This is a genomic window from Ruegeria sp. BC2, from assembly GCF_056539245.1.
Genome location: NZ_JBQFUQ010000001.1, coordinates 1,774,870 through 1,800,263, shown reverse-complemented (window position 1 = coordinate 1,800,263; position 25,394 = coordinate 1,774,870). Strand labels below are relative to the sequence as shown.

Annotated in this window: 22 protein-coding genes; 15 read left to right on the top strand and 7 right to left on the bottom strand. The window is 62.0% G+C overall.

Annotated elements, in window-relative coordinates; genetic code table 11:
* The first annotated feature begins 95 nt into the window (after nucleotides 1–95).
* From ACR0CU_RS08935 to ACR0CU_RS08915, 5 genes are all read left to right on the top strand, one after another.
* Complete coding sequence (locus tag ACR0CU_RS08935) at nucleotides 96–2,051, top strand: type I secretion protein (RefSeq protein ID WP_170446800.1); 1,956 nt, start codon at nucleotides 96–98, stop codon at nucleotides 2,049–2,051.
* A gap of 36 nt (nucleotides 2,052–2,087) precedes the next feature.
* Nucleotides 2,088–4,379 carry a type I secretion system permease/ATPase gene (locus ACR0CU_RS08930; protein WP_480642860.1) on the top strand — a complete coding sequence of 764 codons (2,292 nt, stop codon included), beginning with the start codon at nucleotides 2,088–2,090 and terminating at the stop codon, nucleotides 4,377–4,379.
* Between the two features lie 12 nt (nucleotides 4,380–4,391).
* Nucleotides 4,392–5,732, top strand: a complete 1,341-nt coding sequence (locus ACR0CU_RS08925) for an HlyD family type I secretion periplasmic adaptor subunit (protein WP_170358354.1) — start codon at nucleotides 4,392–4,394, stop codon at nucleotides 5,730–5,732.
* 74 nt (nucleotides 5,733–5,806) lie between these two features.
* On the top strand, nucleotides 5,807–6,199 hold the full coding sequence (locus ACR0CU_RS08920; RefSeq protein ID WP_093962649.1) for a rhodanese-like domain-containing protein: 393 nt from the start codon (nucleotides 5,807–5,809) through the stop codon (nucleotides 6,197–6,199).
* Nucleotides 6,200–6,284: 85 nt separating this feature from the next.
* Nucleotides 6,285–6,464, top strand: coding sequence for a hypothetical protein (locus tag ACR0CU_RS08915; RefSeq protein WP_480642858.1), 180 nt, complete (start codon nucleotides 6,285–6,287; stop codon nucleotides 6,462–6,464).
* Between the two features lie 5 nt (nucleotides 6,465–6,469).
* Here the strand turns inward: ACR0CU_RS08915 and ACR0CU_RS08910 are convergent, their stop codons facing one another.
* Entirely contained in the window at nucleotides 6,470–7,273 is an 804-nt protein-coding gene (locus tag ACR0CU_RS08910) for an alpha/beta fold hydrolase (RefSeq protein ID WP_254437559.1), read from the bottom strand.
* 47 nt (nucleotides 7,274–7,320) lie between these two features.
* Between ACR0CU_RS08910 and ACR0CU_RS08905 the strand changes: the two genes are divergently transcribed.
* Nucleotides 7,321–7,695: a hypothetical protein gene (locus ACR0CU_RS08905; protein WP_170337639.1), complete on the top strand. Its 375-nt coding sequence runs from the start codon at nucleotides 7,321–7,323 to the stop codon at nucleotides 7,693–7,695.
* Nucleotides 7,696–7,767: 72 nt separating this feature from the next.
* Here ACR0CU_RS08905 and glyA read toward each other — a convergent pair whose 3' ends face one another.
* A complete protein-coding gene (glyA, locus tag ACR0CU_RS08900; RefSeq protein WP_170337640.1) occupies nucleotides 7,768–9,063 on the bottom strand; it encodes a serine hydroxymethyltransferase in 1,296 nt (431 codons plus the stop codon).
* Between the two features lie 168 nt (nucleotides 9,064–9,231).
* Between glyA and ACR0CU_RS08895 the strand changes: the two genes are divergently transcribed.
* Complete coding sequence (locus ACR0CU_RS08895; protein ID WP_170363030.1) at nucleotides 9,232–9,993, top strand: NAD kinase; 762 nt, start codon at nucleotides 9,232–9,234, stop codon at nucleotides 9,991–9,993.
* Between the two features lie 263 nt (nucleotides 9,994–10,256).
* Here ACR0CU_RS08895 and ACR0CU_RS08890 read toward each other — a convergent pair whose 3' ends face one another.
* The 4 genes from ACR0CU_RS08890 to ACR0CU_RS08875 form a co-directional block, all read right to left on the bottom strand.
* Nucleotides 10,257–11,696, bottom strand: a complete 1,440-nt coding sequence (locus ACR0CU_RS08890) for an amidase family protein (RefSeq protein ID WP_170446796.1) — start codon at nucleotides 11,694–11,696, stop codon at nucleotides 10,257–10,259.
* Nucleotides 11,697–11,786: 90 nt separating this feature from the next.
* On the bottom strand, nucleotides 11,787–13,676 hold the full coding sequence (gene prpE / locus ACR0CU_RS08885) for a propionate-CoA ligase PrpE (RefSeq protein ID WP_170446795.1): 1,890 nt from the start codon (nucleotides 13,674–13,676) through the stop codon (nucleotides 11,787–11,789).
* A gap of 228 nt (nucleotides 13,677–13,904) precedes the next feature.
* Complete coding sequence (locus tag ACR0CU_RS08880; protein ID WP_170401975.1) at nucleotides 13,905–14,294, bottom strand: GFA family protein; 390 nt, start codon at nucleotides 14,292–14,294, stop codon at nucleotides 13,905–13,907.
* 46 nt (nucleotides 14,295–14,340) lie between these two features.
* Entirely contained in the window at nucleotides 14,341–16,614 is a 2,274-nt protein-coding gene (locus tag ACR0CU_RS08875) for an NADP-dependent malic enzyme (RefSeq protein WP_170446793.1), read from the bottom strand.
* Between the two features lie 143 nt (nucleotides 16,615–16,757).
* On the opposite strand from ACR0CU_RS08875, the gene ACR0CU_RS08870 reads away from it, so the two are divergent.
* From ACR0CU_RS08870 to upp, 6 genes are all read left to right on the top strand, one after another.
* Complete coding sequence (locus ACR0CU_RS08870) at nucleotides 16,758–17,843, top strand: cupin domain-containing protein (protein ID WP_170446790.1); 1,086 nt, start codon at nucleotides 16,758–16,760, stop codon at nucleotides 17,841–17,843.
* Between the two features lie 98 nt (nucleotides 17,844–17,941).
* Complete coding sequence (locus ACR0CU_RS08865; RefSeq protein ID WP_170446788.1) at nucleotides 17,942–18,325, top strand: cytidine deaminase; 384 nt, start codon at nucleotides 17,942–17,944, stop codon at nucleotides 18,323–18,325.
* Between the two features lie 11 nt (nucleotides 18,326–18,336).
* Entirely contained in the window at nucleotides 18,337–19,644 is a 1,308-nt protein-coding gene (locus ACR0CU_RS08860) for a thymidine phosphorylase (protein ID WP_170446786.1), read from the top strand.
* Nucleotides 19,641–20,852, top strand: a complete 1,212-nt coding sequence (locus tag ACR0CU_RS08855) for a phosphopentomutase (protein ID WP_170446784.1) — start codon at nucleotides 19,641–19,643, stop codon at nucleotides 20,850–20,852. Before ACR0CU_RS08860 ends, ACR0CU_RS08855 begins: the two co-directional genes overlap by 4 nt.
* The gene (locus tag ACR0CU_RS08850) at nucleotides 20,849–21,835 is read left to right on the top strand and encodes an adenosine deaminase (RefSeq protein ID WP_170446782.1); all 987 of its coding nucleotides are present in this window, start codon (nucleotides 20,849–20,851) and stop codon (nucleotides 21,833–21,835) included. The genes ACR0CU_RS08855 and ACR0CU_RS08850 overlap by 4 nt, the downstream gene beginning before the upstream one ends.
* On the top strand, nucleotides 21,832–22,464 hold the full coding sequence (gene upp / locus ACR0CU_RS08845; protein WP_093962638.1) for a uracil phosphoribosyltransferase: 633 nt from the start codon (nucleotides 21,832–21,834) through the stop codon (nucleotides 22,462–22,464). The genes ACR0CU_RS08850 and upp overlap by 4 nt, the downstream gene beginning before the upstream one ends.
* 6 nt (nucleotides 22,465–22,470) lie before the next feature.
* Here upp and ACR0CU_RS08840 read toward each other — a convergent pair whose 3' ends face one another.
* Complete coding sequence (locus ACR0CU_RS08840; protein WP_170446780.1) at nucleotides 22,471–23,484, bottom strand: hypothetical protein; 1,014 nt, start codon at nucleotides 23,482–23,484, stop codon at nucleotides 22,471–22,473.
* A gap of 145 nt (nucleotides 23,485–23,629) precedes the next feature.
* Between ACR0CU_RS08840 and ACR0CU_RS08835 the strand changes: the two genes are divergently transcribed.
* Together ACR0CU_RS08835 and ACR0CU_RS08830 are read left to right on the top strand one after the other, a co-directional pair.
* On the top strand, nucleotides 23,630–24,565 hold the full coding sequence (locus ACR0CU_RS08835) for a DMT family transporter (RefSeq protein WP_170338127.1): 936 nt from the start codon (nucleotides 23,630–23,632) through the stop codon (nucleotides 24,563–24,565).
* A complete protein-coding gene (locus ACR0CU_RS08830) occupies nucleotides 24,562–25,209 on the top strand; it encodes a sulfotransferase family 2 domain-containing protein (RefSeq protein ID WP_170366564.1) in 648 nt (215 codons plus the stop codon). Before ACR0CU_RS08835 ends, ACR0CU_RS08830 begins: the two co-directional genes overlap by 4 nt.
* Nucleotides 25,210–25,394 lie beyond the last annotated feature (185 nt).

The window sequence follows — 25,394 nt, the reverse complement described above, 5'->3', positions numbered from 1 at the left end:
TTGATGAAAACACCGGGGCCGTGTTTCATGGCCTCGGTCCAACTTAACCCAGACCCGGAAATTTTCTGCCGGAAAGGGTGACAGGGATAGTCCAGATGTCACTTGACAGCATTACGGAAACGATCGCGCATTTTATCGGTACTTTTCAGCTCACGATGGAACAGGCCATCCTGCGGCAGCAATACGAGGAGTTTACGGCGCTCCGACGGCTGGCCGAAGTTGAAGGCCTGGAGGATCCGATCAGGATTGTCGTCAAGGCCGATCTGGATCTGAAGCCCAAGGACTACGACCCGCTTCCCTACCGTTTCCCCGAACCGCCCGCGGACCCGCAGTTGCCGCTGCCACCAGCCGGCCCGATGCTCGAGTCGAGCATCCAGATCGGTGACCCGTTGGCGCCGGGCGGATTTGTCCCGCAGTCCGAATTGCCTATCTCGGTCGGGCCGCAATTCTTGATGTTGCAGCCGCAGGTCGTCAGCGACCTGATAGGGTCTGCCGTCACTTACACATTCCAGACATTGGTCCTGCGCGACAATGATACCGTCGGCGCGGGCGACTTCCGCGATGCGGCGACGCTGACAGCGCAGGCCGAAGCCGCGTTGGACGTGGCGCAGTCGCTTCATGCGATGGCAGTGCCTTCACTGGCGATACCGGACTACATGACGCCAGAATACCTGGATACGCTGGTCGAACAGATAACGACACCGATGAACGGATCGGTCCAAGGTGTCACGGTTCACCAATTCCAAGGTGAAGACGCGGAAGGCATCATCGTCAACGGTCAACACGTGTCGGAGGCTCCGGTCTGGAGCGATCTTCTGCCGGCCTACCACCAGCCCGAGGAGGCTGAGGAAAATCTGGTGTCACAGTCCTATCCGGCCGAGTGGAACCAGTCCGAGGGGCCGGAGTCACACGAGGGTCATACCGTTGTCACCGGCGGCAATCTTGCGATCAACGAAGTCGCGCTGAACGTCGGTTGGGTGGATGCCCCCTTCATCGCCGTGGGTGGACAAGCGATCAGCCTGACGATGATCAGCCAGGTCGCGCTGGTATCAGATGTTGATGTCGGAAACACCGGCAGCGGCGCGGGCACCAACGTCGTCCAATCCGCCCAGATTGAAACAGAGGCGAATCCTGCGCCGTGGCTTGCCGGAACCTCGGCCGTCGCTGGTGGGGCCGGGCAGCCGTCCTTTTTGACCGTCGATTGGATCCATGGCGATCTGGTGGTTGCCAACTTCCTCAAGCAGGTCATCAACGCCACCGATATCGACCATATCCAGACCGAGATTTCCGCGTCTTCGACCATGTATGCGATGGGTGGCAACCAGATGGTCAACGTGGCCGATATTGTTCAACTCGGCAACTATTATGACCTGATCATGATCGGCGGCGACATGATCTCGGTCGACATGTTGTTCCAGACGCTTGTCCTGATGGATGACGACCTGGTGTCAGGCGGCCTAGCCGGACCTGCCGGAGGTGCGAACGAAAACCTGCTGATGAACCAGGCCTCGGTGATGACCAACGGCCTGGACCTGCAGGAGGCGCTTGAGGAGAACATGGCCGAGGCCATGACTCTGAATGAAATGAACATGGCGGCGCTCGAGGACGCATTGCTGAACGATCCGATGTTCGCGGGTATGGAGCAGATGCGCGTTCTGAAGATCGACGGAAACCTGCTGCAGGTGAATATTCTTGAGCAGGTCACCATGCTTGCCGATCAGGATGACATTTTCCTGTCCGGTCCGCATGGGGCCAGTACCGAAGTCGTGGCCGGCAGCAACGCGATGCTGAATGCGGCCAACATCAACAAGCTGGGCGTGGACTCCGTTGTCATGGCCGGGCAGGGCGCATATTCCGAGCTTTTGCTGCACCAGGCCAGTCTCATCGACTTGCCCGAGAATGAGATCGGCCCGGAATTTGCCAATGAAGCCATCGCAATCCTGATGGAGGAGGCAATGACCGCCGGGCAAGCAGTGAGCGGCCCGACCGCTCCTGCACTAACCCCCGAAGACTTGGACGCCAATGTAGGAATGCAATCCATCCTGACCTGATTTTCCCTTTTTTACGAGTGACCGGAAGGTTTGTTTATGTCGATCGTTTTTTCGTCGCGCCGCACCCGATATGCCAGCCCGCTGGACCGGTCGGGAAGCGGACAGCCTCTGGCTTTGCGACCCAGCGACATGGTGTCTGGCTCGTCATTTGCAACGGAACGGCTGACCGCACGGCTAAGGCTGACCAAGGAGATGCGCGTGCCCGTGACCGAGCAGAGCCAGAACAAGGCAGCGCAGGAGGGCCCGGCCACGGCGCAGAAGGAGCAAGAGGTTGCTCGCAATGCAGCGGCTCCGGCACCGGAAGCCCGGGACGAAACCGATCAGAAAATAACAGACGACATCACACTGGAAACAACATTCAGCGCCGCTTCTCCCCGACGGCGCGAAACGCCGGAAACCGTCGCCGTGGAAGGGCGTGCGGGTGACGGCGAAGGGGTGGCCAATGCCGAGGACTCGGAACCGCAAACCGTCGAAAGCCCGACCGCGCGCATGACCCCCTCGTCCCGGTCGGGTGGGACGGATCGCATGGGCACCACTATCGAGGCCGAAGCGAACAAGCCGCTGCTGCGCACTGGTTCAGGCGATGGCGGCGGCAAAGGGCCACCCCAAACTTTTCACAAGCGCACGCCGCCCGAAGACTTTCAACGCACCCTTCGGACCTCGATGCGAGCGATATGGCGAAACCTTGCCTTTGTTCTGGTACTGACCTGCGCGACCAATCTGTTGATCCTGGCGATCCCGATCTACCTGTTCCAGATCAGTGACCGGGTGCTGACCAGCCGCTCGCTGGACACGCTGATCATGCTGACCGCGATCGTGGCCGGGGCAATCATCTTTCAATCGGCTTTCGATGCGGTGCGGCGCTTCATGTTGATGCGCACCGGGGTCGAAGTGGCGGCGCGACTGGGTGCTCCGACCCTCAGTGCCGCAGCGCATGCCTCGTTGCACGGGACGGGACGCGAGTATCAGACGCTGGGTGATCTGCAGCAAATCCGCGGCTTTCTCGTTTCAAGCACCCTTCTCTCCTTTTTGGATGTTCCTTTTGCGCCGTTGTTCATCCTTATGATTTTTCTGGTTCACCCAGAGTTGGGCATGATCGTGGTGGTGACGGCCGTGATCCTGATGGTTATCGCGCTGATCAACCAGCGGATGACGGCCAAACCGTTTGCCGAGGCCAACATGGCCCAATCTCTGGCCAACCAGCATCTGGATTCGATGTCGCGGAACAGCCAGATCATCAACGCACTTGCTATGATCCCCGAGGCGGTTCGGATCTGGGGACGCGACACCGCCAACTCCCTGACCTGGCAGGTCCGGGCGCAGGACCGAAACGTGGTGTTCGCGGCGATCTCGCGCACCGTACGCCTGCTGACGCAGGTCGGCATTCTGGGATGGGGGGCCTATCTGGCCCTGCAAGGCGAAATCACGGGCGGCATGGTGATCGCGGCCTCGATCATCGCTGGGCGGGCTTTTGCGCCAATCGAAGGGTCAATCGAGGGCTGGAATACATTCCTGCTGACCCGCGGTGCCTACAGCCGCATCAAGGCATTGCTGTCCAACTCGGCACTTCAGTATGAGAAGCTGCGCTTGCCCCGCCCCGAGGGACGAGTGGATGTTGAACGCCTTCTGTTTGTACCCGGGGGCACCAAGCGCGTGGTTCTCAACGGCATCAGTTTTTCGCTCAACCCGGGCGAGACGCTGGCGATCATCGGCAACTCGGGCGCGGGCAAGACCACGCTGGGCAAAACGCTGGTAGGATCGATTCTGCCGACCTCGGGCAGCGTGCGGCTCGACCTGATGGATATCCGAAACTGGGATCCGCGCCAGTTCGGCGAAAGCATCGGGTACCTGCCGCAGGACGTTCAGCTGTTTCCGGGCACGATCAAGGACAATATCGGCCGAATGCGCGCCGATGCCACCGATGAGCAAATTCATGATGCTGCAGTTCTGGCCGACGTGCACAACATGATCGCCACCTTGCCACAGGGGTATGAGACCGTGGTCGCTGCCGATGGCTCGCCCCTGTCTGGCGGTCAGAAACAGCGGATCGCGCTGGCGCGCGCCTTCTTTGGCAATCCGCGGATGGTGGTTCTGGACGAGCCGAACTCGAACCTGGATGTCGCGGGCGACAAGGCGCTGGCCCGGGCAATCGAGCAGGCGAGGGAAAACAAGATTACCGTGGTCGTGATCACCCAAAAACCGACGCTCTTGAACGTGGTGGACAAGATCATGCTGCTGACGGACGGGCGGGTCGCCCTGTTCGGTCAGCGTGAGCAGGTGCTGCAGCAACTGAACGGGCCGCGTCAGCAGCCCGAGTTGAAAGGGTAGACGGGGGTAAAGATGAACGAATTGGTCCAAGTAGACGATCCCGCCCTTTGGTACGCCGAGGTTCCGAGATCGATAACCAAGTTCATAGTCGTGGGCACCGTGCTGCTGGTCGCCTGTTTCGGCGGGTTCGGCCTGTGGTCGTTTCAGGCGCCGCTCGCGGCCGCAGTGATTGCGCAAGGCAGCTTTGTAGCCACTGGGCGCAACAAGATCGTCCAGCATCTTGAAGGAGGGATCATCGAACAGATTCTGGTCACCGAAGGTCAGACCGTGCAGGAGGGGCAGGTCTTGATGACACTCGACCAGACCTCGGCCGAGGCAAATGAGCGTGAATTGTTCATCCGCAAGATCCGCCTTCAGGCGATGGTCGAGCGCTTGCTGGCCGAATACGCCGAAAAGGACACTTTGGAGTTTTCACCCGCCCTGATCGAGGCATCCGACGACGTTGAAGTGATGACCATTCTCGACAACCAGCGGCTCAGTTTCGAAGTCTCGCGCAAGACTCTGCTGAATGACATTGCCCTTCTCGAACGCAATATTGAAGCGCTGAAGATCAGGGCCAGCGGCTTCGAGGCGCAATTGGAAAGCATGGAGCGCCGCAAGGCGATCCTTCAGGAAGAATACGAAACCAAGAACGCGTTGTTCGAAAAAGGGCTTGTCCGAAAGGGTGAGTTGAACACCATCCGGCGGGTCCAGGCCGAAGCGGACGGGCAGTTGGCCCGACTGGCGGCCGAGGCTTCGGAAACCAGCCAGATGCTGCTGAAATACGAAGAGCAGATCACCCGGACCCGGTCCGCCTATCGCGAAGCAGCGCTGGACGAACTGGGTGTAATCGAGGCGGATCTGGAAAGCGTGCGGGAAAAATCGCGCCAGGCCAGCAGTGTTCTTGCCCGCGCGGTGGTTCGCGCCCCGGTCGATGGCACGGTTGTGCGACTGCACTATTACACGCCGGGCGGCGTCATCGAGACCGGCAAGCCGATTGCCGAAATCCTGCCAGCTGATGCCCCGCTGATCATCGAGGCCCAGATCCCGCGCACCGATATCGACAGCGTTGTGACCGGCCAGACCGCGACCGTGCGGTTGGTAGCTTTGAATCAGCGCACGACACCGGTTCTGACGGGCGAAGTCTTTTACGTCTCGGCGGACGCGGTTCTGGAAGAAGCCAGCGGAATACCTCAAGAGGTCTATCTGGCCCGGGTGTCGTTGGAGCCTGACGAGATGGACCGGGTACGGGGTTTCATTCCGACCCCCGGCATGCCGGCCGAGATCATGATCCAGACCGAGGAACGCACCTTTGCCGCCTATATCGCCAAACCGATCGTCGACAGCATGTCTCGGGCCTTTCGCGAGCAATAGGCGACCACCATAGCGCTTACAAATACAAAAGGCCCCGTGCTAGCATTCGTGAAAATCCGGGAGGGACCGCACGAATGCCATTGACCGTTCAAGAGATGCTTGAGGCCGCGAATTCCGTTGTTCAACGTATCAGCGCCGCGCAAGCCAGGGAGCTATTGCAGCAGGGTGCGCTGCTGCTGGACATTCGCGATGCGCCTGAACTGGAAAAGACCGGTCGCGCCGTCGGATCTCACCATATCTCACGCGGTATGCTCGAGTTTCGTGCCGATCCTGCGCTGCAGTCGCATGACCCCGAGCTGCGGAAGGATCGCCCGATCATTCTGCATTGCGCTTCGGGCGGACGGGCGGCACTTGCGGGCAAGTTGCTCAAGGACATGGGGTATCAGCATGTCTACAACCTGGGTGGGTTCTCGGACTGGGTAAACGGCGGGGGCGACTATGTCGGCCCGGTTGATTCTGGGATGTAGGGACCCAGCCTGATCTGCATCAAAGCCGATTGTATTCCGCTTCGGCAATCTGCGCGTCAGACGCCATCAACAAGGACGACTGGCAATGATGGGACTTGCAGCGCTACTGTATTCCCTGATCGCGACCGCCCTCGCGGGGTCGGCCGTTATCGCCGTGCTGACCGCCGGGATGGTTTCGACCCTGGCCATCGTGGGTGCCGCAGCCGCCGGAGCGGTCGCGGCTTTGCCCGCATCCTGGCTGGTCGCCAAGCGCCTGTACCAATAGAGAGCTTAGGCGGCGTTCAGAAATATCCGGACAGCAGCTTCGAACTCACGCGGTTTTTCGGCGTGCAGCCAATGGCCTGCGCCCGGAATCTTGGCGAAACGGGCGTTCGGGAACAAAGATTTGATGACTTCGCGGTGACTTGCCTGAACATAGTCCGACTCCGCACCGGCGAGAAACAGCGCCGGGCCGTCCCAATGCGAGGTAAAGTCCGGAAAACCCATGATATTCGGCATCTCTTTGGCCAATACGTCCAGGTTCAGCCGCCAGCGTTTGCCGGGAACGTCCAGCGACTGAGTGAAGAAGCTCTGCAACGCCTTTTCGACTCCGAGATCGGCCAGTTGCTGTTCCACATCCGAGCGGCGCGCGACCTGTGTCATGTCCACGGCGCGCATGGCCTCGATATATTGAATTTGCGTGTGGCTGTACCGAACCGGAGCAATGTCCGCCACGACCAACCTGTTGACCATTTCGCCATGCTCGAGCGCCAATGTCATTGCCGACTTGCCGCCCATCGAATGCCCGATCACGTCTGCCACGCCGCCCATGCTTTCGATGACCTCAGCCAAATCATCCGCCAATGCCGGATAATCGTGCCGGTCGTCCCAGAAGCTGTGGGCGTGATTGCGCATGTCGACCGCCACCACCTGACGTTCATCTGACAGCCGACGCGCAATCACCCCCCAGTTTCGGGCCGATCCGTATAGCCCATGGGCAATCAAAAGCGGTGTGCGGGACGTCGGTTCGCCATGTGTGATCGTGTTCAGCATGTCTTTCTGATAGCCTCCGGCGCCCCGGACAACCAGCCCCATTGTGACCGCCTGCGCAGACCGTTAGATTGCCCCATCAGGAGGGGCGCATGGCTCAGGAAACAGAAATTCAGACCCAGATCGCGCAGACGATAATCCTGTTGCGCAAAAAACTGGGCGCAAAGGGCAAGACCCTGGCCGAGTCGGTGCGCCGTGCCAAGCGTCGCTTGCCGCGCAAGGTCTACAAACAGGCAATGGAACTCGCCCGTGCCGAGCCGTTGGTCGAGCATCCCAAGCTCCGGCTGACCCTGGACTCGCCGACCCTGGAAAAGGCGGCGAAGGATGTTCAGTCGCATCTGCGCGCCATTAATTTGGCGGATCGCCGCTGGGGTTGGTTCCTGGGCATGCTCGGGGGGCTGGCCTTCAACATTCTGGCCTTGGCCGCACTGTTCCTTGTCGTGCTTTGGTGGCGCGGTCTGATCTGATCAGGGCATCTGCCGGCAAGGAAAAATGGCGCCCGAAAAAGGCGCCATTCTGTTGTTTCTGACCTTGTGTCGTCAGAGGTTCGGGTAGATCGGGAACTTGGCGCACAGATCCGCGACCTGCGCTTTGACCCGCGCTTCGACCTCACCGTTGTTGTCTTCACCATTGGCGGCCAGTCCATCGACCACCTCGATGATCCAATCCGCAATCTGGCGGAACTCGGGCTCTCCAAAGCCTCGGGTCGTGCCGGCGGGCGAACCCAGACGGATGCCGCTGGTCACGGTCGGCTTTTCTGGATCGAACGGCACGCCGTTCTTGTTGCAGGTGATGTGCGCACGGCCCAGCGCCTTTTCGGTCGCGTTGCCCTTGACGCCCTTGGGGCGCAGGTCGACCAGAACAACATGGGTGTCGGTGCCGTGGGTCACCGTGTCCAGGCCGCCCTTGATCAGTTGATCCGACAACGCCTGAGCGTTGACGACGACCTGTTTGATGTAGTCTTTGAACGAAGGCTGCAGCGCCTCGCCAAATGCCACGGCTTTTGCCGCGATCACATGCATCAGTGGGCCGCCCTGGATGCCCGGGAAGATGGCCGAATTCACTTTTTTGGCGATCGTCTCGTCATTGGTCAGGATCATGCCGCCACGCGGGCCGCGCAAGGTTTTATGCGTGGTAGTGGTGGCCACATGCGCGTGCGGGAAGGGGCTGGGATGCTCGCCCGCGGCGACCAGACCGGCGAAATGCGCCATGTCTACGTGCAGATAAGCCCCCACCATGTCGGCGATCTCGCGCATGCGGGCAAAGTCGATCTGGCGCGGGATGGCCGAGCCGCCGGCGATGATCAGCTTGGGCTGGTGTTCTTTGGCCAGCGCCTCGACCTGATCGTAGTCCAGCATGTTGTCCTGCTTGCGCACGCCGTACTGAACCGCATTGAACCACTTGCCCGACTGGTTGGGCTTGGCGCCATGGGTCAGGTGGCCGCCAGCATCCAGGCTCATGCCCAGAATGGTGTCGCCCGGCTGGATCAGCGCCTGGAACACGCCCTGGTTAGCTTGTGATCCCGAATTCGGCTGCACGTTGGCGAATTCGCAACCGAACAGTTGCTTGGCGCGGTCGATGGCCAGGTTCTCGGCGATGTCGACGAACTGGCAGCCGCCATAGTAACGCCGCCCGGGATAACCTTCGGCGTATTTGTTGGTCATGACCGAGCCCTGCGCCTCCATGACGGCTGCGCTGACGATGTTTTCCGAAGCGATCAGCTCGATCTCGTCGCGCTGACGTCCCAGTTCGGACGTGATTGCCCCAAAAAGTTCAGGGTCGCGATCCGCGAGGGACTGGGTGAAGAAACCGGTATCACGAAGGTTGGCGTTCATGGGCGCTCCGCATGGCTGAGGTTGGTTTGGCGGATTTCCTATAGGAAACTGCACGGATGAAAAAGACTTTAAAGCGACGAAATGGCCAGCTGCGGCGTCACGTCTGGCCTAATGGGGAAAGGTATGTTTGTTTCGGAACCAAATGCGCAGCACCGGAAACCGGAAAACATGACAAAGAGAATCGCTTTTCTCGCCAGCGACGTGGATGTCGCGCAGTCGGCCCGCAACAAACTGGTTGCACGCTATGGCAATGCGGCCCCCCGAGATGCGGATGTCATCGTGGCGCTGGGCGGCGACGGGTTCATGTTGCGGACGCTGCACAACACGCAGCATCTGGATGTGCCGGTCTACGGCATGAATCGCGGGACCATCGGGTTTCTGATGAACGAGTTCCACGAAGCCGATCTGATGGAGCGTCTGAAAGCAGCCGAAGAAGAAGTCATCAACCCCTTGACGATGAAGGCCATGGACCAATCGGGGCAGGTGCACGAAGCCCTTGCGATTAACGAGGTTTCGTTGCTGCGCGCCGGTCCGCAAGCCGCGCGCCTGAAGATCAGCGTGAATGGCCGGGTGCGGTTGGCCGAACTGGTCTGTGACGGGGCGCTGTTGTCCACGCCCGCCGGGTCGACCGCCTACAACTATTCGGCACATGGTCCGATTCTGCCCATTGGGTCGGATGTTCTGGCGCTGACGGCCATTGCGGCCTTTCGTCCTCGGCGGTGGCGCGGTGCGTTGCTGCCCAGCACGGCGCATGTGCGCTTTGACGTGCTTGAGGCCGACAAGCGCCCGGTGATGGCGGACGCTGATTCCATATCCTTTCCGGATATCGATTGGGTCGAGATTCGGTCGGAACCCAAGATCCGTCACAGGATCCTGTTTGACCCCGGGCATGGCCTGGAAGAGCGTCTAACGATTGAACAATTTACATAAATTCCCGAGATTCTCGGACTTATGTGAAGCAGTTCACAGGAAGCTGACCACCTCTCAGCTATGCTGATCCTGCCCGGAGAACACGCCGCGGTGGGAGTGAGTGGCCACCAAATGGTGTTTTCGGATGATTGCGCAGTTTTCGCGCTGGCGAGGGTGGGTGGTGCTACGCTCGTCATCACAATCCGGGCATATTTTAGCACGTGGACCCCGGGCTCTCAGTCCCGGGGTCAATTATTTTGGGGCAGTTGAAGGCGGTTGGTGTTTCAGCCCGTGCCTGCTAGATCGGCCCACAGGTGATCAGCCATACGACCAACCCGGGCTTCAATCGCGATGGCTGCGTCCACCGCCAGGTCCTCGCGCCATCGCTGCGCTGCGATCTGAACGTTGATTGGCTGGCGCCCGCTCGGCAATTCGGCCAAACGCGCCGGAACGCAGGCGGCGGGCAGGCCCAGAAAGTTCATGGCATAGGAATAGACTGCACAGCCCAGCACTTCGTGTACGCCTTCCGAGCCTTCTGTATCACGGTCGGGTCTGAAAAAGGGCTGCGGCAGGAAAGGCGATAGCACCAGCGGGTAGTCCTCCAAGAACAGGGACCATTCCCGCGCATAGTGGCTGCGCTGCGCCAGTGCTCGGATCAGGTCCGGGCCGGTGATCGGGGGAAATTCCTGGAAGTAAGTGGCAAAGATGCGCTGGATGGTCTCGGACCCGGCCGCCTCGACATCGGCTTTCATCAGGGTCAGAACCTCGCCCATCAATGCGCGATAACCCAGCCGTCCACATTCAAAAACGTTCGGAGGGTCGATCTCGTCAACGGTGTACCCGGCATCAACCAGTGCATCACGGGCCGTGTCCAGCGCTTTGTCGACCTCGGGGTGGAGATCGTAACCGAAAGTGTTCTTGGTGAAAGCTGCCCGCGGCTGCTGGTCAGGCTCGGTCACGCGCCAGGGCAGCGGAACGTGAAACGGATCGCGCGGATCCGGCGCGATCAGGCTGGGCATGGCTAGGTGCAGGTCAGCCGCGCTGCGGGTGATCAGGCCTTGCACCGACATGGATTGCGCAAGCAGTCCACGTTCGGCGGTTTGGCTGGGGTTCCATGCGGGAACGCGCCCCAAGCCCGGCTTCACGGTCACCGCGCCAAGGGCCGCGGCCGGAAACCGCAGGCTGCCGCCGATGTCGTTTCCATGCGCCAGCGCCCCCATGCCCGTCATCACCGCCACACCGGCCCCGCCCGAGGAGCCCCCGGGAGAAATATGTCGGCCCCAAGGGTTGTGGGTGCGTCCATAAAGCGGGTTGTCGGTGTCGGCACGGAATGAGAACTCGGGCGTGTTGGTCCGGCCGATCACCACCGCACCGGCCTTCAGCAGGTTCGACACGACGGGCGCATCGTCGGGGGCAATTACGTCTTTCAGAGCGGTCACACCGTTGGTCGTGGCATGGCCCTTCTGGTCGACATTGACTTTGATCGTGACGGGAACGCCGTGCAGCGGGCCGGTCGGTTCGCCGCGGGCCCGCTGGGCATCGAGGGCGCGGGCGCGCTCCCGCGCCTCGGCGCTGAGGTCTTCGACGACGGCATTCAGCGCCGGGTTCAGCGCGTGCATCCGGTCGATTGCGCTTTGGACGGCTTCGGTCGCGCTCAATTCGCCGGAGCGGGTCAGTTTTGCGAGTACTGTGGCGCTCAGGCGCCAGATGTCGTCATTTGCCATGTGCCCTCCGTCAAGGGCACAGTAGGCGGTCTGCCAATGGTTGCAACCCCGCAGGGCAGGGCGGGCGGCCCGGGGCCGCCCGATGCCCGGTTACTGGGCGTAACCGATTGATTTCAGGGCTTCGGTAATTTCGTCCAGAATGGCCGGATCGTCGATCGTGGCGGGCATTTTGTAATCTTTGCCATCGGCGATCGATACCATCGTTCCACGCAGGATCTTGCCAGACCGTGTCTTTGGCAGACGATCCACTACGACGGCCAGTTTGAATGCCGCAACGGGCCCGATTTTGTCGCGCACCATCTGCACGACCTCTTTCGCGATCTCGGCATGGTCACGATTGCAGCCTGCGTTCAGGCACAGGAAGCCAACCGGGGCCTGACCCTTCAACTGGTCCGATACACCGATGACTGCGCATTCGGCCACATCGGGATGGGCTGCCAGAACCTCCTCCATCGCGCCGGTGGACAGGCGGTGGCCGGCCACGTTGATCACGTCATCGGTGCGGGCCATGATATACAGGTAACCGTCTTCGTCGATCATCCCGGCATCGCCGGTTTCATAGTAGCCCGGGAAATGCTCGAGATAGGATTTCTTGAACCGCTCCTCGGCATTCCACAGGGTCGGCAGCGTTCCCGGCGGCAGGGGCAGCTTGACCGCGATCGCGCCCAGCTCGCCCGGTTTCATCGGGTGGCCGCCTTCGTCCAGGATCTGCACGTCATAGCCGGGCATCGGCTTGGCGGGCGAGCCCAGCTTGATCGGCAGTTCCTCGATCCCCAGCGGGTTGCCGGCGATGGTCCAGCCGGTTTCGGTCTGCCACCAGTGGTCGACGACCGGAACCTTCAGCGCGTCCTGCGCCCAAGTGATCGTGTCCGGGTCGGCGCGTTCACCGGCCAGGAACAGGGCCTTGAGGCAGGACAGGTCGTATTTCGCCAGCATCTCGCCCTTGGGGTCCTCGCGCTTGACCGCGCGGATCGCCGTTGGGGCGGTAAAAAAGCTTTTGACCTTGTGCTCGGAAATCACCCGCCAGAAGGTGCCGGAATCGGGTGTGCCGACGGGCTTGCCCTCGAACACGATGGTGGTGTTGCCGTGGATCAGCGGGCCATAGCAGATGTAGGAGTGACCCACGACCCAGCCCACGTCCGAGGCCGCCCAGAACACATCGCCGGGATCGACGTTGTAGATGTTCTTCATCGTCCAGTTCAGCGCCACAAGGTGCCCCGCCGTGGGCCGCACGACGCCTTTGGGCGCCCCCGTGGTGCCCGAGGTGTAAAGGATGTAGGCGGGATCATTGCCTGCGACCGGCACACACTCGGACGGCTCGACACCGTATTGGAAGCCGTGCCAGTTGAAGTCGCGCCCTTCGATCAGCTTGGCCACTTCCTGTTCGCGCTGGAAGATCACGCAGAACTCGGGCTTGTGGCTGGCCATGTCGATGGCGCCGTCCAGCAGTGGCTTGTAATGTACCACACGACCGGGCTCCAGCCCGCAGGACGCCGCGATGATCGCCTTGGGTTTGGCGTCGTCGATCCGAACGGCCAGCTCGTTGCTGGCAAACCCGCCAAAGACCACCGAATGCACCGCACCCAGCCGCGCGCAGGCCAGCATCGCCTCGAGCGCCTCGGGGATCATCGGCATGTAGATGATGACGCGGTCGCCCTGTTCGATCCCCTTGGCCCGCAGCGCACCGGCCAGGGTCGCCACGCGATTGCGCAGTTCCATGTAGGAGATCTCGCGCTTGGTGTGGGTGATCGGGCTGTCATAGATGATGGCGGTCTGCTCGCCCCGGCCGTTTTCCACATGGCGGTCCACGGCGTTCCAGCAGGTGTTCACCTTGGCATCGCAGAACCATTCGTACAGAGGAGCGTTGTCGTCAAACAGTGCTTTCGATGGTGGTCGGATCCAGTCGATGCCTTTGGCGGCTTCCATCCAGAAAGCCTCTGGGTCATTTTTCCAGCTGTCATACACGTCCTGGTACGCCATGGGTCCTCCTCCCGAAAACTGTCATCTTTGTGTTAGGCGGCTGGGTTCACCCGGGCAAGCGGCGCGCGTGACGGCGCGTCAGTTTATCGCGAAATATTTGCAGAACTGCCCCATTTGTCTTGCAAAGTTTTGCAAATGATCCTTGTTTTCGCGCCTGAGCAGGAAATTTTTGCAGAACTTGCAAATCTGCGAAGCGTCTGGTGCAAAAGTGGCTTTGCCAGATTCGGATCAGGTCGCCGTTCCGGCATATCGGGGCAGGCTGTCCTCGATGTTCAGCCAGTGCAGATGCTCGGCGTGATAAACGTGAAACCGGGGCGCGGCATCCTCGGGGTTGTCCAACGTGGCGGTGTAGAGATGAATGTTCACCCGGTCGCGGGCATTGCGATATGCCATCGGCGTGCCGCAGGTCCCGCAGAACAGACGTTCAACATCCTCAGACGAGTTGTACACGCGTGGCGGATCCCCTGACCATGCCACCGAGCCGTGCGGCAGCCCGATGAACGCCGTGACTGGGGCGGCGCAATTGCGACGGCAATCCACGCAATGACAGTAGCAGCTCCAGGCGATCTCGGCATCGCTGGCCCATCGCACGGCGCCGCAGTGGCAGTGACCTTTCATGATGACCTCCCTCGGCAGGGCGGCCAGACCGGTCAGGCCGCCGCGGTCAACCGTAATGCGCGACGGGCGTTCCGGCAATCGCCGCCATGTTCAGCAGCCCGCGCGCCGTGATCGAGGGTGTCACGATATGTGCCTTGTTGCCCATGCCCATCAGGATGGGGCCGACCTCGATGCCGTCGGCCTTCATCTTCAGAATGTTGCGCACGCCGCTGGCCGCGTCCGCATGGGCAAAGATCAGCACGTTGGCCGCCCCCTCCAGGCGCGAATTGGGGAAAATCCGCTCGCGCAGTTCGGGGTCCAGGGCCACGTCCAGGTTCATTTCGCCTTCATAGATGAAGTCGCGGGGCTTGCTGTCCAATATCGCGATGGCTTCGCGCAGGCGCTTGCCCGAGCCCTCGGCCTGATTGCCGAATTGCGATTGCGAGCAGAACGCGATCTTGGGTTCGATCCCGAACCGCCGTACATGCCGCGCGGCGCCCACGGTGATCTCAGCCAGTTCTTCCGGGCTGGGCAATTGCCGGACATGAGTGTCGGCGATGAACAGCGGGCCGTCTTCAAGGATCATGAGGGACAATGCACCATGGGGGCGAAGGTCGCCGTCATTCAGCACTTGCTCGACATAGTTCAGGTGCCAACGATACTCGCCGAAGGTGCCGCAGATCATGCTGTCGGCTTCACCCCTGTGAACCATGATTGCGCCGATCGCGGTGGAATTGGTCCGCATGATCGCTTTGGCCAGATCAGGCGTCACCCCCCGGCGCTGCATGATTTGGTGGTACGAGTTCCAATAGTCATAATAGCGCGGGTCGTTTTCCGGGTTCACGATTTGGAAGTCCTGCCCGGGGCGGACCGACAGGCCCAGACGTTCGCAGCGCGCCTCGATCACCTCGGGACGGCCGATCAGGATCGGGGTTTCGGTGGTTTCCTCAAGAATCGCCTGAGCGGCGCGCAGTACGCGTTCGTCTTCGCCCTCGGCAAAGACGATGCGGCGCGAGGCGGCGGCGGCGGCCTCGAAGACGGGTCGCATCAGAAGGGCGGACTTGAAGACCGTCTGGTTCAGCTTTTCCTTGTAGGCCTCGATGTCCTCGATGGGGCGTCTGGCCACGCCGCTTTCCATCGCGGCCCGGGCCACAGCCGAAGACACCACACCCACCAGCCGTGGGTCGAACGGTTTCGGGATCAGGTAGTCGGGGCCGAAGGTCAGCTGCTCGCCCTTGTAGGCGGCTGCGGCCTCGGCGCTGGTGGTGGCGCGGGCCATCTCGGCGATGCCTTCGACACAGGCGATCTGCATGGCATCGTTGATTTCGGTCGCGCCCACGTCCAGCGCGCCGCGGAAGATAAACGGGAAACACAGGACGTTGTTCACCTGGTTCGGGAAGTCGCTGCGCCCGGTGGCGATGATGGCGTCGGGGGCCACTTCACGCGCGGCGTCGGGCAGGATCTCCGGGGTTGGGTTCGCCAGCGCAAAGATGATCGGCTGTTTGGCCATGCGCGCGACCATCTCGGGCTTGAGCACGTTCGGCCCGCTGAGGCCCAGAAACAGGTCGGCCCCGTCGATCACCTGATCCAGCGTGCGCAGGTCGGTTTTCTGGGCGAATTGGTCCTTGTGCGGGTTCATGTCCTCGGCCCGGCCTTCATAGACCAGCCCGTGAATGTCGCAAAGCCAGATGTTCTCGCGCTTGACGCCCAGCTTGACCAGCATGTTCAGGCAGGCGATCCCAGCCGCTCCGCCGCCGGTGGACACGACCTTGATGTCCTCGAACCGCTTGCCGGCCACGTGCAGCGCGTTGCGCGCCGCGGCCCCAACCACGATGGCGGTGCCGTGCTGGTCGTCGTGGAACACGGGGATGTTCATCCGCTCGCGGCACAGTTTCTCGACGACAAAGCAATCGGGCGCCTTGATGTCTTCGAGGTTGATCGCGCCGAAAGTGGGTTCCAACGCGCAGACGATATCGGCCAGCTTTTCGGGGTCGGGTTCGTTCACCTCGATGTCGAAACAGTCGATGCCGGCGAATTTCTTGAACAGGACGGCCTTGCCCTCCATCACCGGCTTGGAGGCCAGCGCGCCGATATTGCCCAGCCCCAGCACCGCGGTGCCATTCGAGACGACGGCCACCAGATTTCCGCGCGCGGTATACATCTCGGCAGTCGCCGGGTCGGCCTTGATCTCAAGGCTCGCCTCGGCCACGCCGGGCGAATAGGCGCGCGCCAGATCGCGCCCGTTGGCCATGGGTTTGGTCGCCTTGATCTCCAGTTTCCCAGGCTTTGGATGCGCGTGGTAATCAAGTGCGGCCTGGCGCAGGCTGGGTGTGTCGGACATGTCAAAACTTCCCGTTTGGAATTTAGTTTAGTGCTAAACTATTTCTGACGCAGGGGAAACCTCGAAATCGCATGACGGCGGATCCGACCCCGACTTGCAAATCCCCCAACGGCCCCTCACAGTCCCGCGCAGAGGAGACCAGCATGACCGATACCATAGCCGAATTCCGCATTCCGACCCAAGAACTGCGAAACGACATTCCGTTCTACACCAAGGTTCTGGGCATGCGGATGGACATGATCTATCCGGCGGATGACCCACGGGTCGCGGTGTTTTCGGGGCATGGCCTGCGACTGCGTGTGGAAAAGGACGCGCCCGAGGCGCCGGGCACCTTGCGCATCCTCACTGATGACCCGGACGGGTTTGCCGGCGGTCAGCGCAGCCTGGTCGCCCCCAACGGCACCCGCATCGAGATCGAAGAGCGCAACCCGCCCCTGGTGATGCCCGAGACGGTTCATTCCTTCGTCGTCCGCAGGCTCAAGGATCAGGCGCCCTGGATCATCGGGCGCGCGGGCATGCATTACCGCGATCTGGTGCCGGACCGGCTGGGTGGGTCGATCATCGCCAGCCATATCCGCATTCCCGACGGCGGCCCGGTGCCGGACATGGTGCATTTCCACAAGGTCGGGTTCCAGCTGATCTTCTGCATCCACGGCTGGGTGGATGTGGTCTATGAGGATCAGGGGGACAAGATGCGCCTGACCGCTGGCGACTGTTTCATTCAGCCACCCGAAATCCGGCACCGTGTGCTCGAAGCGTCGGACAACGTGCAGGTGATCGAAATCGGCGTTCCGTCCGAACATGTCACCGAGATCGACCACGAAATGCAGCTGCCCACGCCGCATTACCGCCCCGAGCGGGAATGGCAGGGCCAGCGGTTCGTCTACAACCGGGCCGAAGGGGCAGAGTGGCAGCCGTTCCGCCTGCCGGGCTATCAATGCCGCGACACGACGATTGCCGAAAACACCAAGGGCGTGGCCGGCGTTCAGGTGGTGCGCCGGGGGCAGGGCGACCCGGTCTGGGCCAGCCATGATGCCGATATCCACTTCACCTTCGTGATGAACGGGGCCGTCACCCTGGAGGGTGAAGGCCGCGACCCGTACCGCCTGGAACAGGGCGACGCCTTTGTCATCCCACCCGGAATGCGCACGCGGCTGGCCGACCCCAGCGACGATGTCGAACTGCTCGAGGTCACGCTGCCGGGGTATTTCAAGACCGATCTGGGCTGATGCCCGGACATTCCGGTGCAGAGGGGGCTTCAATTCCCCCGCGGATTTCCAGTAGGGTATGGCATTCTGACCAGATGATCAAAAATCGGGGAATCGCCATGTCGTTGAAAGAAGCAGCCCTCAAGGTGCGTGAAAACGCCTATGCGCCCTATTCGAATTTCAAGGTGGGCGCCGCGGTCCGCACCCCGTCGGGCGCAGTGTTCGCGGGCTGCAACGTGGAAAACGTGGCCTATCCCGAAGGCACCTGCGCCGAGGCCGGGGCGATCGCCGCGATGGTCGCCGCCGGAGAAAACAAGCTGGCCGAGGTCTATGTGGTCGCCTCCAGCTCGCAACCGGTGCCGCCCTGCGGCGGATGCCGGCAGAAACTGGCCGAGTTCGGGGGCAGGGACGTGGTCGTCACAATGGCGACGGTGGACGGGGTAGAAACCCGAACGACCATCGGCGAGCTGCTGCCCGGCGCCTTCGACGCCTCGTTCATGTAAGGGCCGCGCCCATGGACGCCCGTTCGATTATCGCGAAACTGCGACGCCGCGAGGTGCCGGATTCCGGCGAACTGGCGTGGTTCGCCCAAGGTCTGGCCGATGGCAGCGTCAGCGACGCCCAGGCCGGAGCCTTTGCCATGGCCGTCTGCATGGGCGGGCTGGGTCCCGAAGGCCGCGCCGCGCTGACGCTGGCCATGCGCGACAGCGGTGAGGTTCTGACCTGGGATCTGGGCGGCCCGTTGATCGACAAGCATTCGACCGGCGGGGTGGGGGATTGCGTCAGCCTCGTGCTGGCTCCGGCGCTGGCGGAATGCGGGGCCTATGTGCCGATGATCTCAGGGCGCGGTCTGGGCCATACCGGTGGGACACTCGACAAGCTCGAGGCCATCCCCGGCGTGTCGACCCAGATCAGCCAGGACCGTTTGGCCCAGATTTTGGCCGAGACCGGCGCCGCCATCGTTGGCGCGACCGCCCAGATCGCTCCGGCGGACAAACGGCTCTATGCGATCCGCGACGTGACCGCCACGGTTGAAAGCCTCGATCTGATCACCGCCTCGATCCTGTCTAAGAAACTGGCGGCCAGCCCGGATGCGCTGGTGCTGGACGTCAAGGTGGGCAGCGGGGCCTTCATGAAAACGCTGGACGAGGCGCGCAAGCTGGCGCAGGCTCTGACCGAAACGGCCAATACGGCCGGGTGCCGGACTTCGGCCCTGATCACCGACATGAACCAGCCGCTGGCGCCTGCCTTGGGCAACGCCCTGGAAATCGCCGAAGTGATGAAGGTGCTGACCGGTGGGGAGCCCTCGCCTCTGGCCGAGATTTCGGCCGAGCTGGGCGGTGTTCTGCTGTCTGACGCTGGTATGTTCGCCGACGCGCAGGCCGGGCGGGACATGATCGCCGAGGTGATCCGCGATGGCCGCGCGGCCGAGCGGTTCGGACGGATGATGGCCGCGGTGGGCGGGCCGTTGGGTCTGGTCGAGGACTGGGCGCGCTATCTGCCCGAGGCCAGCGTGATTCTTGAGGTCGCGGCGCAGGACGAAGGCTATGTCACCGCGATGGATGGCGAGGCTCTGGGCCTTGCCGTCGTGGCGCTGGGCGGTGGCCGGCAGGTGGAAAGCGATGTGATCGACCCGGCTGTGGGGCTGTCGGGGCTGGTGCGGCTGGGCGACAAGGTCTCGGCCGGAACGCCGCTGGCCGTGGTCCATGCCGCGCGCGAGGACGCCGCGCAGCGGGCCGCGCAAGCCGTGCGTGCCGCAATCACCATCGGCCCGGCGCCCGTTCCGGTGCCGGAGCTGGTACAGGAAAGGATCCTCGCATGAGCCGCGCGTTCCTCGTGGTGATGGATTCGGTGGGTATCGGCGGTGCGCCGGATGCTAACCGGTTCTTTAACGGCGACGTGCCGGACACGGGCGCCAACACGGTGGCCCATATCGCGCAGGCCTGCGCCGCAGGGCGGGCCGAGGATGGCCGGTTCGGGCCGTTGCGCCTGCCCAACCTCGATGCGCTGGGGCTGGGGGCGGCGGTACGACTAGCTTCGGGCGCGGATGCGCCGGGGTTGGGGGCCGACCCGGCCGGACTGTGGGGTTGCGCGCGCGAGCATTCGCCGGGCAAGGACACGCCTTCGGGTCATTGGGAATTGGCCGGGCTGCCGGTGCCGTGGGACTGGCACTATTTCCCCGACACGGTCCCCGCGTTCCCTGATGATGTGACCCGCGCCGCCGCGCAGGCCGCAGGTACCGAGGGCATTTTGGGCAATTGCCACGCCTCGGGTACCACGATCATTGCCGAACTAGGTGCTGAACACATGCGCACGGGTTGGCCGATCTGCTATACCTCGGCTGACAGCGTGTTCCAGATTGCCGCACACGAGGAGACGTTCGGGCTGGAGCGCCTGTACCAGATGTGCCGGAGCCTGGCCCCCATGCTGCACGAGATGAAGGTGGGCCGGGTGATCGCGCGCCCCTTCGTGGGATCGCCGGAACAGGGGTTTGTCCGCACCACCAACCGCAAGGATTTCGCCATCACGCCGCCTGCTCCGGTGCTGACCAATTGGGCGCAGGATGCCGGGCGCACGGTGCATGGCGTGGGCAAGATCGGTGACATCTACTCGATGCAGGGGATCGACACGCTGGACAAGGGCTCGGACGCCGAACTGATGGGTCACCTCTCGCGCCTTGTAGACAGCGCCGAGGACGGCAGCCTGACATTCGCAAATTTCGTCGAGTTTGACAGCCAGTACGGCCACCGGCGCGACATCTCGGGCTATGCCCGCGCGCTGGAATGGTTCGACGCTGAGATTGGCCGTATCCTGCCCCGGCTGCGCCCGGGCGACCTGTTTCTGCTGACCGCCGATCACGGCAACGACCCAAGCTGGATCGGCACCGACCACACCCGCGAGCAGGTGCCGGTGCTGACCGCCGGCCTGGGGGCCGGACAGATCGGGCAAGTAAATTTCGCCGACGTGGCCGCCAGCATCGCCCATCACCTGAACATTCCGGCGCAAGGGCCGGGAAGGACCTTTCTATGACCGTCGCAGACCTGCCCAAGATCGAACTGCACCTGCATCACGAAGGCGCGGCCCCGCCCGCCTTCATCCGCCAGCTGGCGCATGAAAAGAAGGTTGACCTGAGCGGCATTTTCAAACCCGACGGCAGCTATGACTTTCGCGATTTCGCGCATTTCCTCAGCGTCTACGAGGCCGCTTGCGAAGTGTTGAAAACCCCTGAGGATTTCCGCCGCCTGACGCTGGCGATCCTGGAGGAAAGCGCGGCGAACGGGGTGGTCTATTCCGAAACCTTCCTCAGCCCCGATTTCTGCGGCGGGGGCGATCTGCATGCCTGGCGCGACTATCTGGCCGCCATTCAGGACGCCGCCGACGAGGCCGAGCGCAAGTTCGACATCACCCTGCGCGGCGTGGTAACCTGCGTGCGCCATTTCGGACCCGACAAGGCCAAGCGCAGCGCGCTGTGCGCCGCCGAAACCGCCGGTGACTGGATCACCGGGTTCGGTATGGGCGGGAACGAGACCATGGGCCAGCAGGCCGATTTCAAATGGGCCTTCGACTGCGCGCGCGAGGCCGGATTGCGCCTGACCACCCATGCCGGCGAATTCGGCGGCCCCGAAAGCGTGCGCGATGCGGTGCGCGCGCTGGGGGTCGAACGTGTGGGCCATGGCGTGCGAGCCATCGAAGACCCCGATCTGGTGCATGAGCTGGCCGACCGGGGCGTCACGCTCGAGGTCTGTCCGGGCTCGAACGTGGTGCTGGGACTGTACCCCGATTTTGCGGCCCACCCGATCGCGCGGCTGCGCGCGGCGGGTGTGAAGGTCACAGTATCCACCGATGACCCGCCGTTTTTTCATACCACCATGCGCCGCGAATATGACATGCTGGCCCAGGCCTTCGGCTGGGACGCCAAGGATTTCGCCGCGCTGAACGACACCGCCCTGAACGCCGCATTCTGCGATGAAGAGACCCGCGCAAGGGTCAGAAAAAGACTGGAGAACACATGAGCGAACATCTGACCGTCGTCGACCACCCGCTGGTTCAGCACAAACTGACGCTCATGCGGGACAAGGGCACCTCGACCGCCTCGTTCCGTCAATTGCTGCGCGAGATCACGCTGCTGCTGGCCTATGAAGTCACGCGCGAGATGCCCCTGACCACGCGCCATATCGAAACTCCGATGGAGGAGATGGACGCGCCGATCCTGGCGGGCAAGAAACTGGCGCTGGTGTCGATCCTGCGTGCGGGCAACGGGATGCTTGACGGCGTTCTGGAACTGGTGCCCTCCGCCCGGGTCGGATTTGTGGGGCTGTATCGCGATGAAGAAACGCTACAGCCGGTGCAGTACTACTTCAAGGCCCCCGAAGGCCTTAAAGATCGGCTGGTGATTGCGGTTGACCCGATGCTGGCCACCGGCAACAGCTCGGCCGCTGCGATCGACCTTCTGAAACAGGCCGGTGCCACCGACATCCGGTTCCTGTGCCTGCTGGCCGCCCCCGAAGGTGTGGCGCGCATGAAAGAGGCGCATCCCGACGTCAAGATCGTTACTGCCGCACTGGACCGCGAGCTGAATTCCAAAGGCTACATCATGCCCGGTCTGGGCGATGCTGGAGACCGGATGTTCGGCACCAAATAGGCGCGCCTAGTCGCTGCAGATGTTCTGCAGCCGTACCCAGTCCCGGTCGGGCATAACCTGATCCAAAGGCTGACCCGCCATCGGGTCGGCCTCGATCAAACCCAGAACCGTTTCGCCGGTTATGTCAACCGCATAGGCATATGGGGTTGAGGGCAAATTGGCGGACGCAAACGCCTCCAGCAAGTCGTCTTCCGGAACTGCGGGGCGGGGTTCGGCCAGAACCTGTTCGGTATAGGTGTCCACGATCTGGGGTGTCAGTTCGCCCGTCGTCAGCAGGCGAAACGCTGCAGTGGGCCCAGTTTTGTCCAGGAGATCGTCCAACGGATCATGCAGCCTGGCCCGCGTGCGTTCAGCTATCACGTAACCGGCGGCAACCGCGGGATCTTCACTGTCTTCAACCAGCGCTCGGTTCAGCAGCACGATCCCTCCGGGAAGTGACAGGCTTTCCTGCACTCCGGCCGGCAACACAACGATCCGTCGCACACCTGTTCTCTGGGCCAGCTTCTGCAGCGCCGGCTGCGCGTCCGCCGAGGCGCAGGCCCGGCCCGAGACCCGTTCAATCCGTTGCAGAATCGTGTTCCCGATGTCCTGCCGTTTGATCTCGGGCACGACCTTTTCGACATGGCTTTGCAGGGCGCCGGGCAGCCAGAACAGCAAGACCGCCGCGACAGCCGCAACCACGCCGCCGACACTGGCCCACCGCAACCGCCCGGGATGCGGGCGCGCCCGTTCGATGGCGTGTTGCAAGCGGTCGATTGCCTCGATCATGGTGGTTTCGGACTGCTCCAGCTCCAGTGTCTCGTCCGGATCGCCGTCGGGGTTGAATATCGCGGGGAACTTGCCCGGGTTCTGCCTTTCAAGTGCGGCAAGCGACCAGTGCGTCAGCGCGCGATCGTTGAAATCGGTGATGGTCAACGTCGCCTCGCCGATCGAAACAACCACTTCGCGCCGCTGCTCGTCGGGCGACGGGCGCCACAGACCGGTAGCCTCGATCCGCTGGTATTGTTTCAGTGCCGTCATTTCGATGAGGTCTGCTCGTTTTTTCTTTTGTCGATTTCTAACACGGAGAGATTAATCCGCGCAAACCTGTTGCGTGGTGATTTGGAAATGTGCTCGATAACCGGGACGCGCAGTTTCGGCCAAAGGGCCCGGAGGCCAAGGCCACATGCAGACAGCACATCCTTCTTCACCGGTTCTTGCATCGGTCCTGATGGTCTCGGCCATGGCAATCATCGGCGTCGTGGACAATTTCGTCATCCGACTGGCTGAAACAATCGGTCTGTGGCAATTCCACCTTAGCCGGGCCGTGATGATGCTGCCTCTTATCGTTGGACTGTCGTTTCTTGGGTTTGGAGGGCTGCGACCTCAGAGGTTTTGGGCGGTCCTGCTGCGCAGTGTTCTGATCACCCTGGCGATGTTGTTCTATTTCAGCTCACTGGCTTTGATGCCAATTGCTCAGGCCCTTGCGGGGCTGTTCACATCACCGATCTTCGTTCTGTTGATTTCCGCGCTGTTGCTGGACCAGAAGATCGGCCCCTGGCGGGTCCTGGCTGTGCTTATCGGGTTTGTCGGAATCCTCTGTGTATTGCAGCCTGACCCCAATGCCTTTGATGCGACCAGCCTATTGCCGGTGGCTGGCGGCTTTTTCTATGCGCTCAGTGCGATTCTGACCCGAACGCATTGTGCAAACGAAAGCACCGTCGCCTTACTGGCCGCGATGATTGTCACGCTTGGGCTGGCCGGCGCTCTTGGCCTCGCCGTGTTTTCGGTTTTGCCGGTGGTCGGGTCTGACGGCCCGGCTGGTTTTGTGACCCGGGGCTGGGTCTGGCCGATGGAGGCCGCTCTGCCTTGGGTCGCATTGCAGGCGGTTGGGTCCACGGCTGCGGTATTCATGCTGATCAAGGCCTACCAACTGGGCGAGCCGTCATATGTCGCGGTGTTCGAGTATTCGGTCATGATCTTCGGGCCGCTTTTTGCCTGGGTGGTGATGGGGCAGGGGATCGGACCGCTTCAGATTGCGGGCATCGCCCTGATCGCCGCGGCCGGTGCAGTTCTGGCGTGGCGGGCGAGCGTGGTTCCCCAACGGGAACCGGCGCAATGATTCTATCAACAGGGCGGTCCTACATCTTCATACATATTCCCAAGACCGGGGGAACATCGCTGGCGCTGGCGCTCGAGCAGCGGGCCATGAAGGACGATATCCTGGTGGGCGACACCCCCAAGGCGCAGCGCAGAAACAAACGCAACAGGTCACTGAAGACGGCGGGAAGGCTGTGGAAACACTCCCGGCTGACCGATTTGCGGGGGCTTTTGCCCGCCCAGCAGATGAAAGAGATGTTCGTGTTCACGCTGATCCGGAACCCGTGGGACCGGATGGTCAGCTATTACCACTGGCTGAGGGATCAGTCCTTTGATCACCCAGCAGTCCATCTGGCCGGGCGGCTGGATTTTGAGGCCTTTGTTCTGCACCCTAAAATCCAGCAGTCCTTTCGGGAAAACCCGTTCCCATCCTATGTCAGAGACGCCACCGGAACCGATCTTTGTCGCGCATACATTCGGATCGAAAGCTTTCAGCGGGATGCGGCCCCACTGTTCGATCATCTGGGGTTTCGTCTGGACCTTCCGCATGAAAACCGGTCAGCCCGGGGGGCGGAATACGCCAACTACTACTCGGTCCAGGCAAAAAAGGCTGTGTTTGACGCCTGTCGCGAAGACATAGAGAGATTCGAATATCGGTTCGAATAAGGCTGGTCGATTATTTCCCGAATTGCGCGAAACGCTGACAAATACAGGCTTTTGTTTATAAAAAAACGCGACTAATGGGGCGAAAAAGGCCCAAATTGGCCCTAAATATGGCAAAACTAAGTCACTCCCGAAAACTTCGTGCTAGCACAATGGGATAGTTTGAAAGTGCCAAAAGGGGGTCGGCA

Coding starts and splice junctions, on each gene's coding strand:
- ACR0CU_RS08935 (WP_170446800.1), top strand. CDS start 96: ATGTCACTTGACAGCATTACGGAAACGATCGCGCATTTTATCGGTACT.
- ACR0CU_RS08865 (WP_170446788.1), top strand. CDS start 17,942: ATGTCGTTGAAAGAAGCAGCCCTCAAGGTGCGTGAAAACGCCTATGCG.
- ACR0CU_RS08930 (WP_480642860.1), top strand. CDS start 2,088: ATGTCGATCGTTTTTTCGTCGCGCCGCACCCGATATGCCAGCCCGCTG.
- upp (WP_093962638.1), top strand. CDS start 21,832: ATGAGCGAACATCTGACCGTCGTCGACCACCCGCTGGTTCAGCACAAA.
- prpE (WP_170446795.1), bottom strand. CDS start 13,676: ATGGCGTACCAGGACGTGTATGACAGCTGGAAAAATGACCCAGAGGCT.
- glyA (WP_170337640.1), bottom strand. CDS start 9,063: ATGAACGCCAACCTTCGTGATACCGGTTTCTTCACCCAGTCCCTCGCG.
- ACR0CU_RS08915 (WP_480642858.1), top strand. CDS start 6,285: ATGATGGGACTTGCAGCGCTACTGTATTCCCTGATCGCGACCGCCCTC.
- ACR0CU_RS08850 (WP_170446782.1), top strand. CDS start 20,849: ATGACCGTCGCAGACCTGCCCAAGATCGAACTGCACCTGCATCACGAA.
- ACR0CU_RS08860 (WP_170446786.1), top strand. CDS start 18,337: ATGGACGCCCGTTCGATTATCGCGAAACTGCGACGCCGCGAGGTGCCG.
- ACR0CU_RS08875 (WP_170446793.1), bottom strand. CDS start 16,614: ATGTCCGACACACCCAGCCTGCGCCAGGCCGCACTTGATTACCACGCG.
- ACR0CU_RS08870 (WP_170446790.1), top strand. CDS start 16,758: ATGACCGATACCATAGCCGAATTCCGCATTCCGACCCAAGAACTGCGA.
- ACR0CU_RS08920 (WP_093962649.1), top strand. CDS start 5,807: ATGCCATTGACCGTTCAAGAGATGCTTGAGGCCGCGAATTCCGTTGTT.
- ACR0CU_RS08905 (WP_170337639.1), top strand. CDS start 7,321: ATGGCTCAGGAAACAGAAATTCAGACCCAGATCGCGCAGACGATAATC.
- ACR0CU_RS08840 (WP_170446780.1), bottom strand. CDS start 23,484: ATGACGGCACTGAAACAATACCAGCGGATCGAGGCTACCGGTCTGTGG.
- ACR0CU_RS08880 (WP_170401975.1), bottom strand. CDS start 14,294: ATGAAAGGTCACTGCCACTGCGGCGCCGTGCGATGGGCCAGCGATGCC.
- ACR0CU_RS08895 (WP_170363030.1), top strand. CDS start 9,232: ATGACAAAGAGAATCGCTTTTCTCGCCAGCGACGTGGATGTCGCGCAG.
- ACR0CU_RS08835 (WP_170338127.1), top strand. CDS start 23,630: ATGCAGACAGCACATCCTTCTTCACCGGTTCTTGCATCGGTCCTGATG.
- ACR0CU_RS08910 (WP_254437559.1), bottom strand. CDS start 7,273: ATGGGGCTGGTTGTCCGGGGCGCCGGAGGCTATCAGAAAGACATGCTG.
- ACR0CU_RS08830 (WP_170366564.1), top strand. CDS start 24,562: ATGATTCTATCAACAGGGCGGTCCTACATCTTCATACATATTCCCAAG.
- ACR0CU_RS08925 (WP_170358354.1), top strand. CDS start 4,392: ATGAACGAATTGGTCCAAGTAGACGATCCCGCCCTTTGGTACGCCGAG.
- ACR0CU_RS08855 (WP_170446784.1), top strand. CDS start 19,641: ATGAGCCGCGCGTTCCTCGTGGTGATGGATTCGGTGGGTATCGGCGGT.
- ACR0CU_RS08890 (WP_170446796.1), bottom strand. CDS start 11,696: ATGGCAAATGACGACATCTGGCGCCTGAGCGCCACAGTACTCGCAAAA.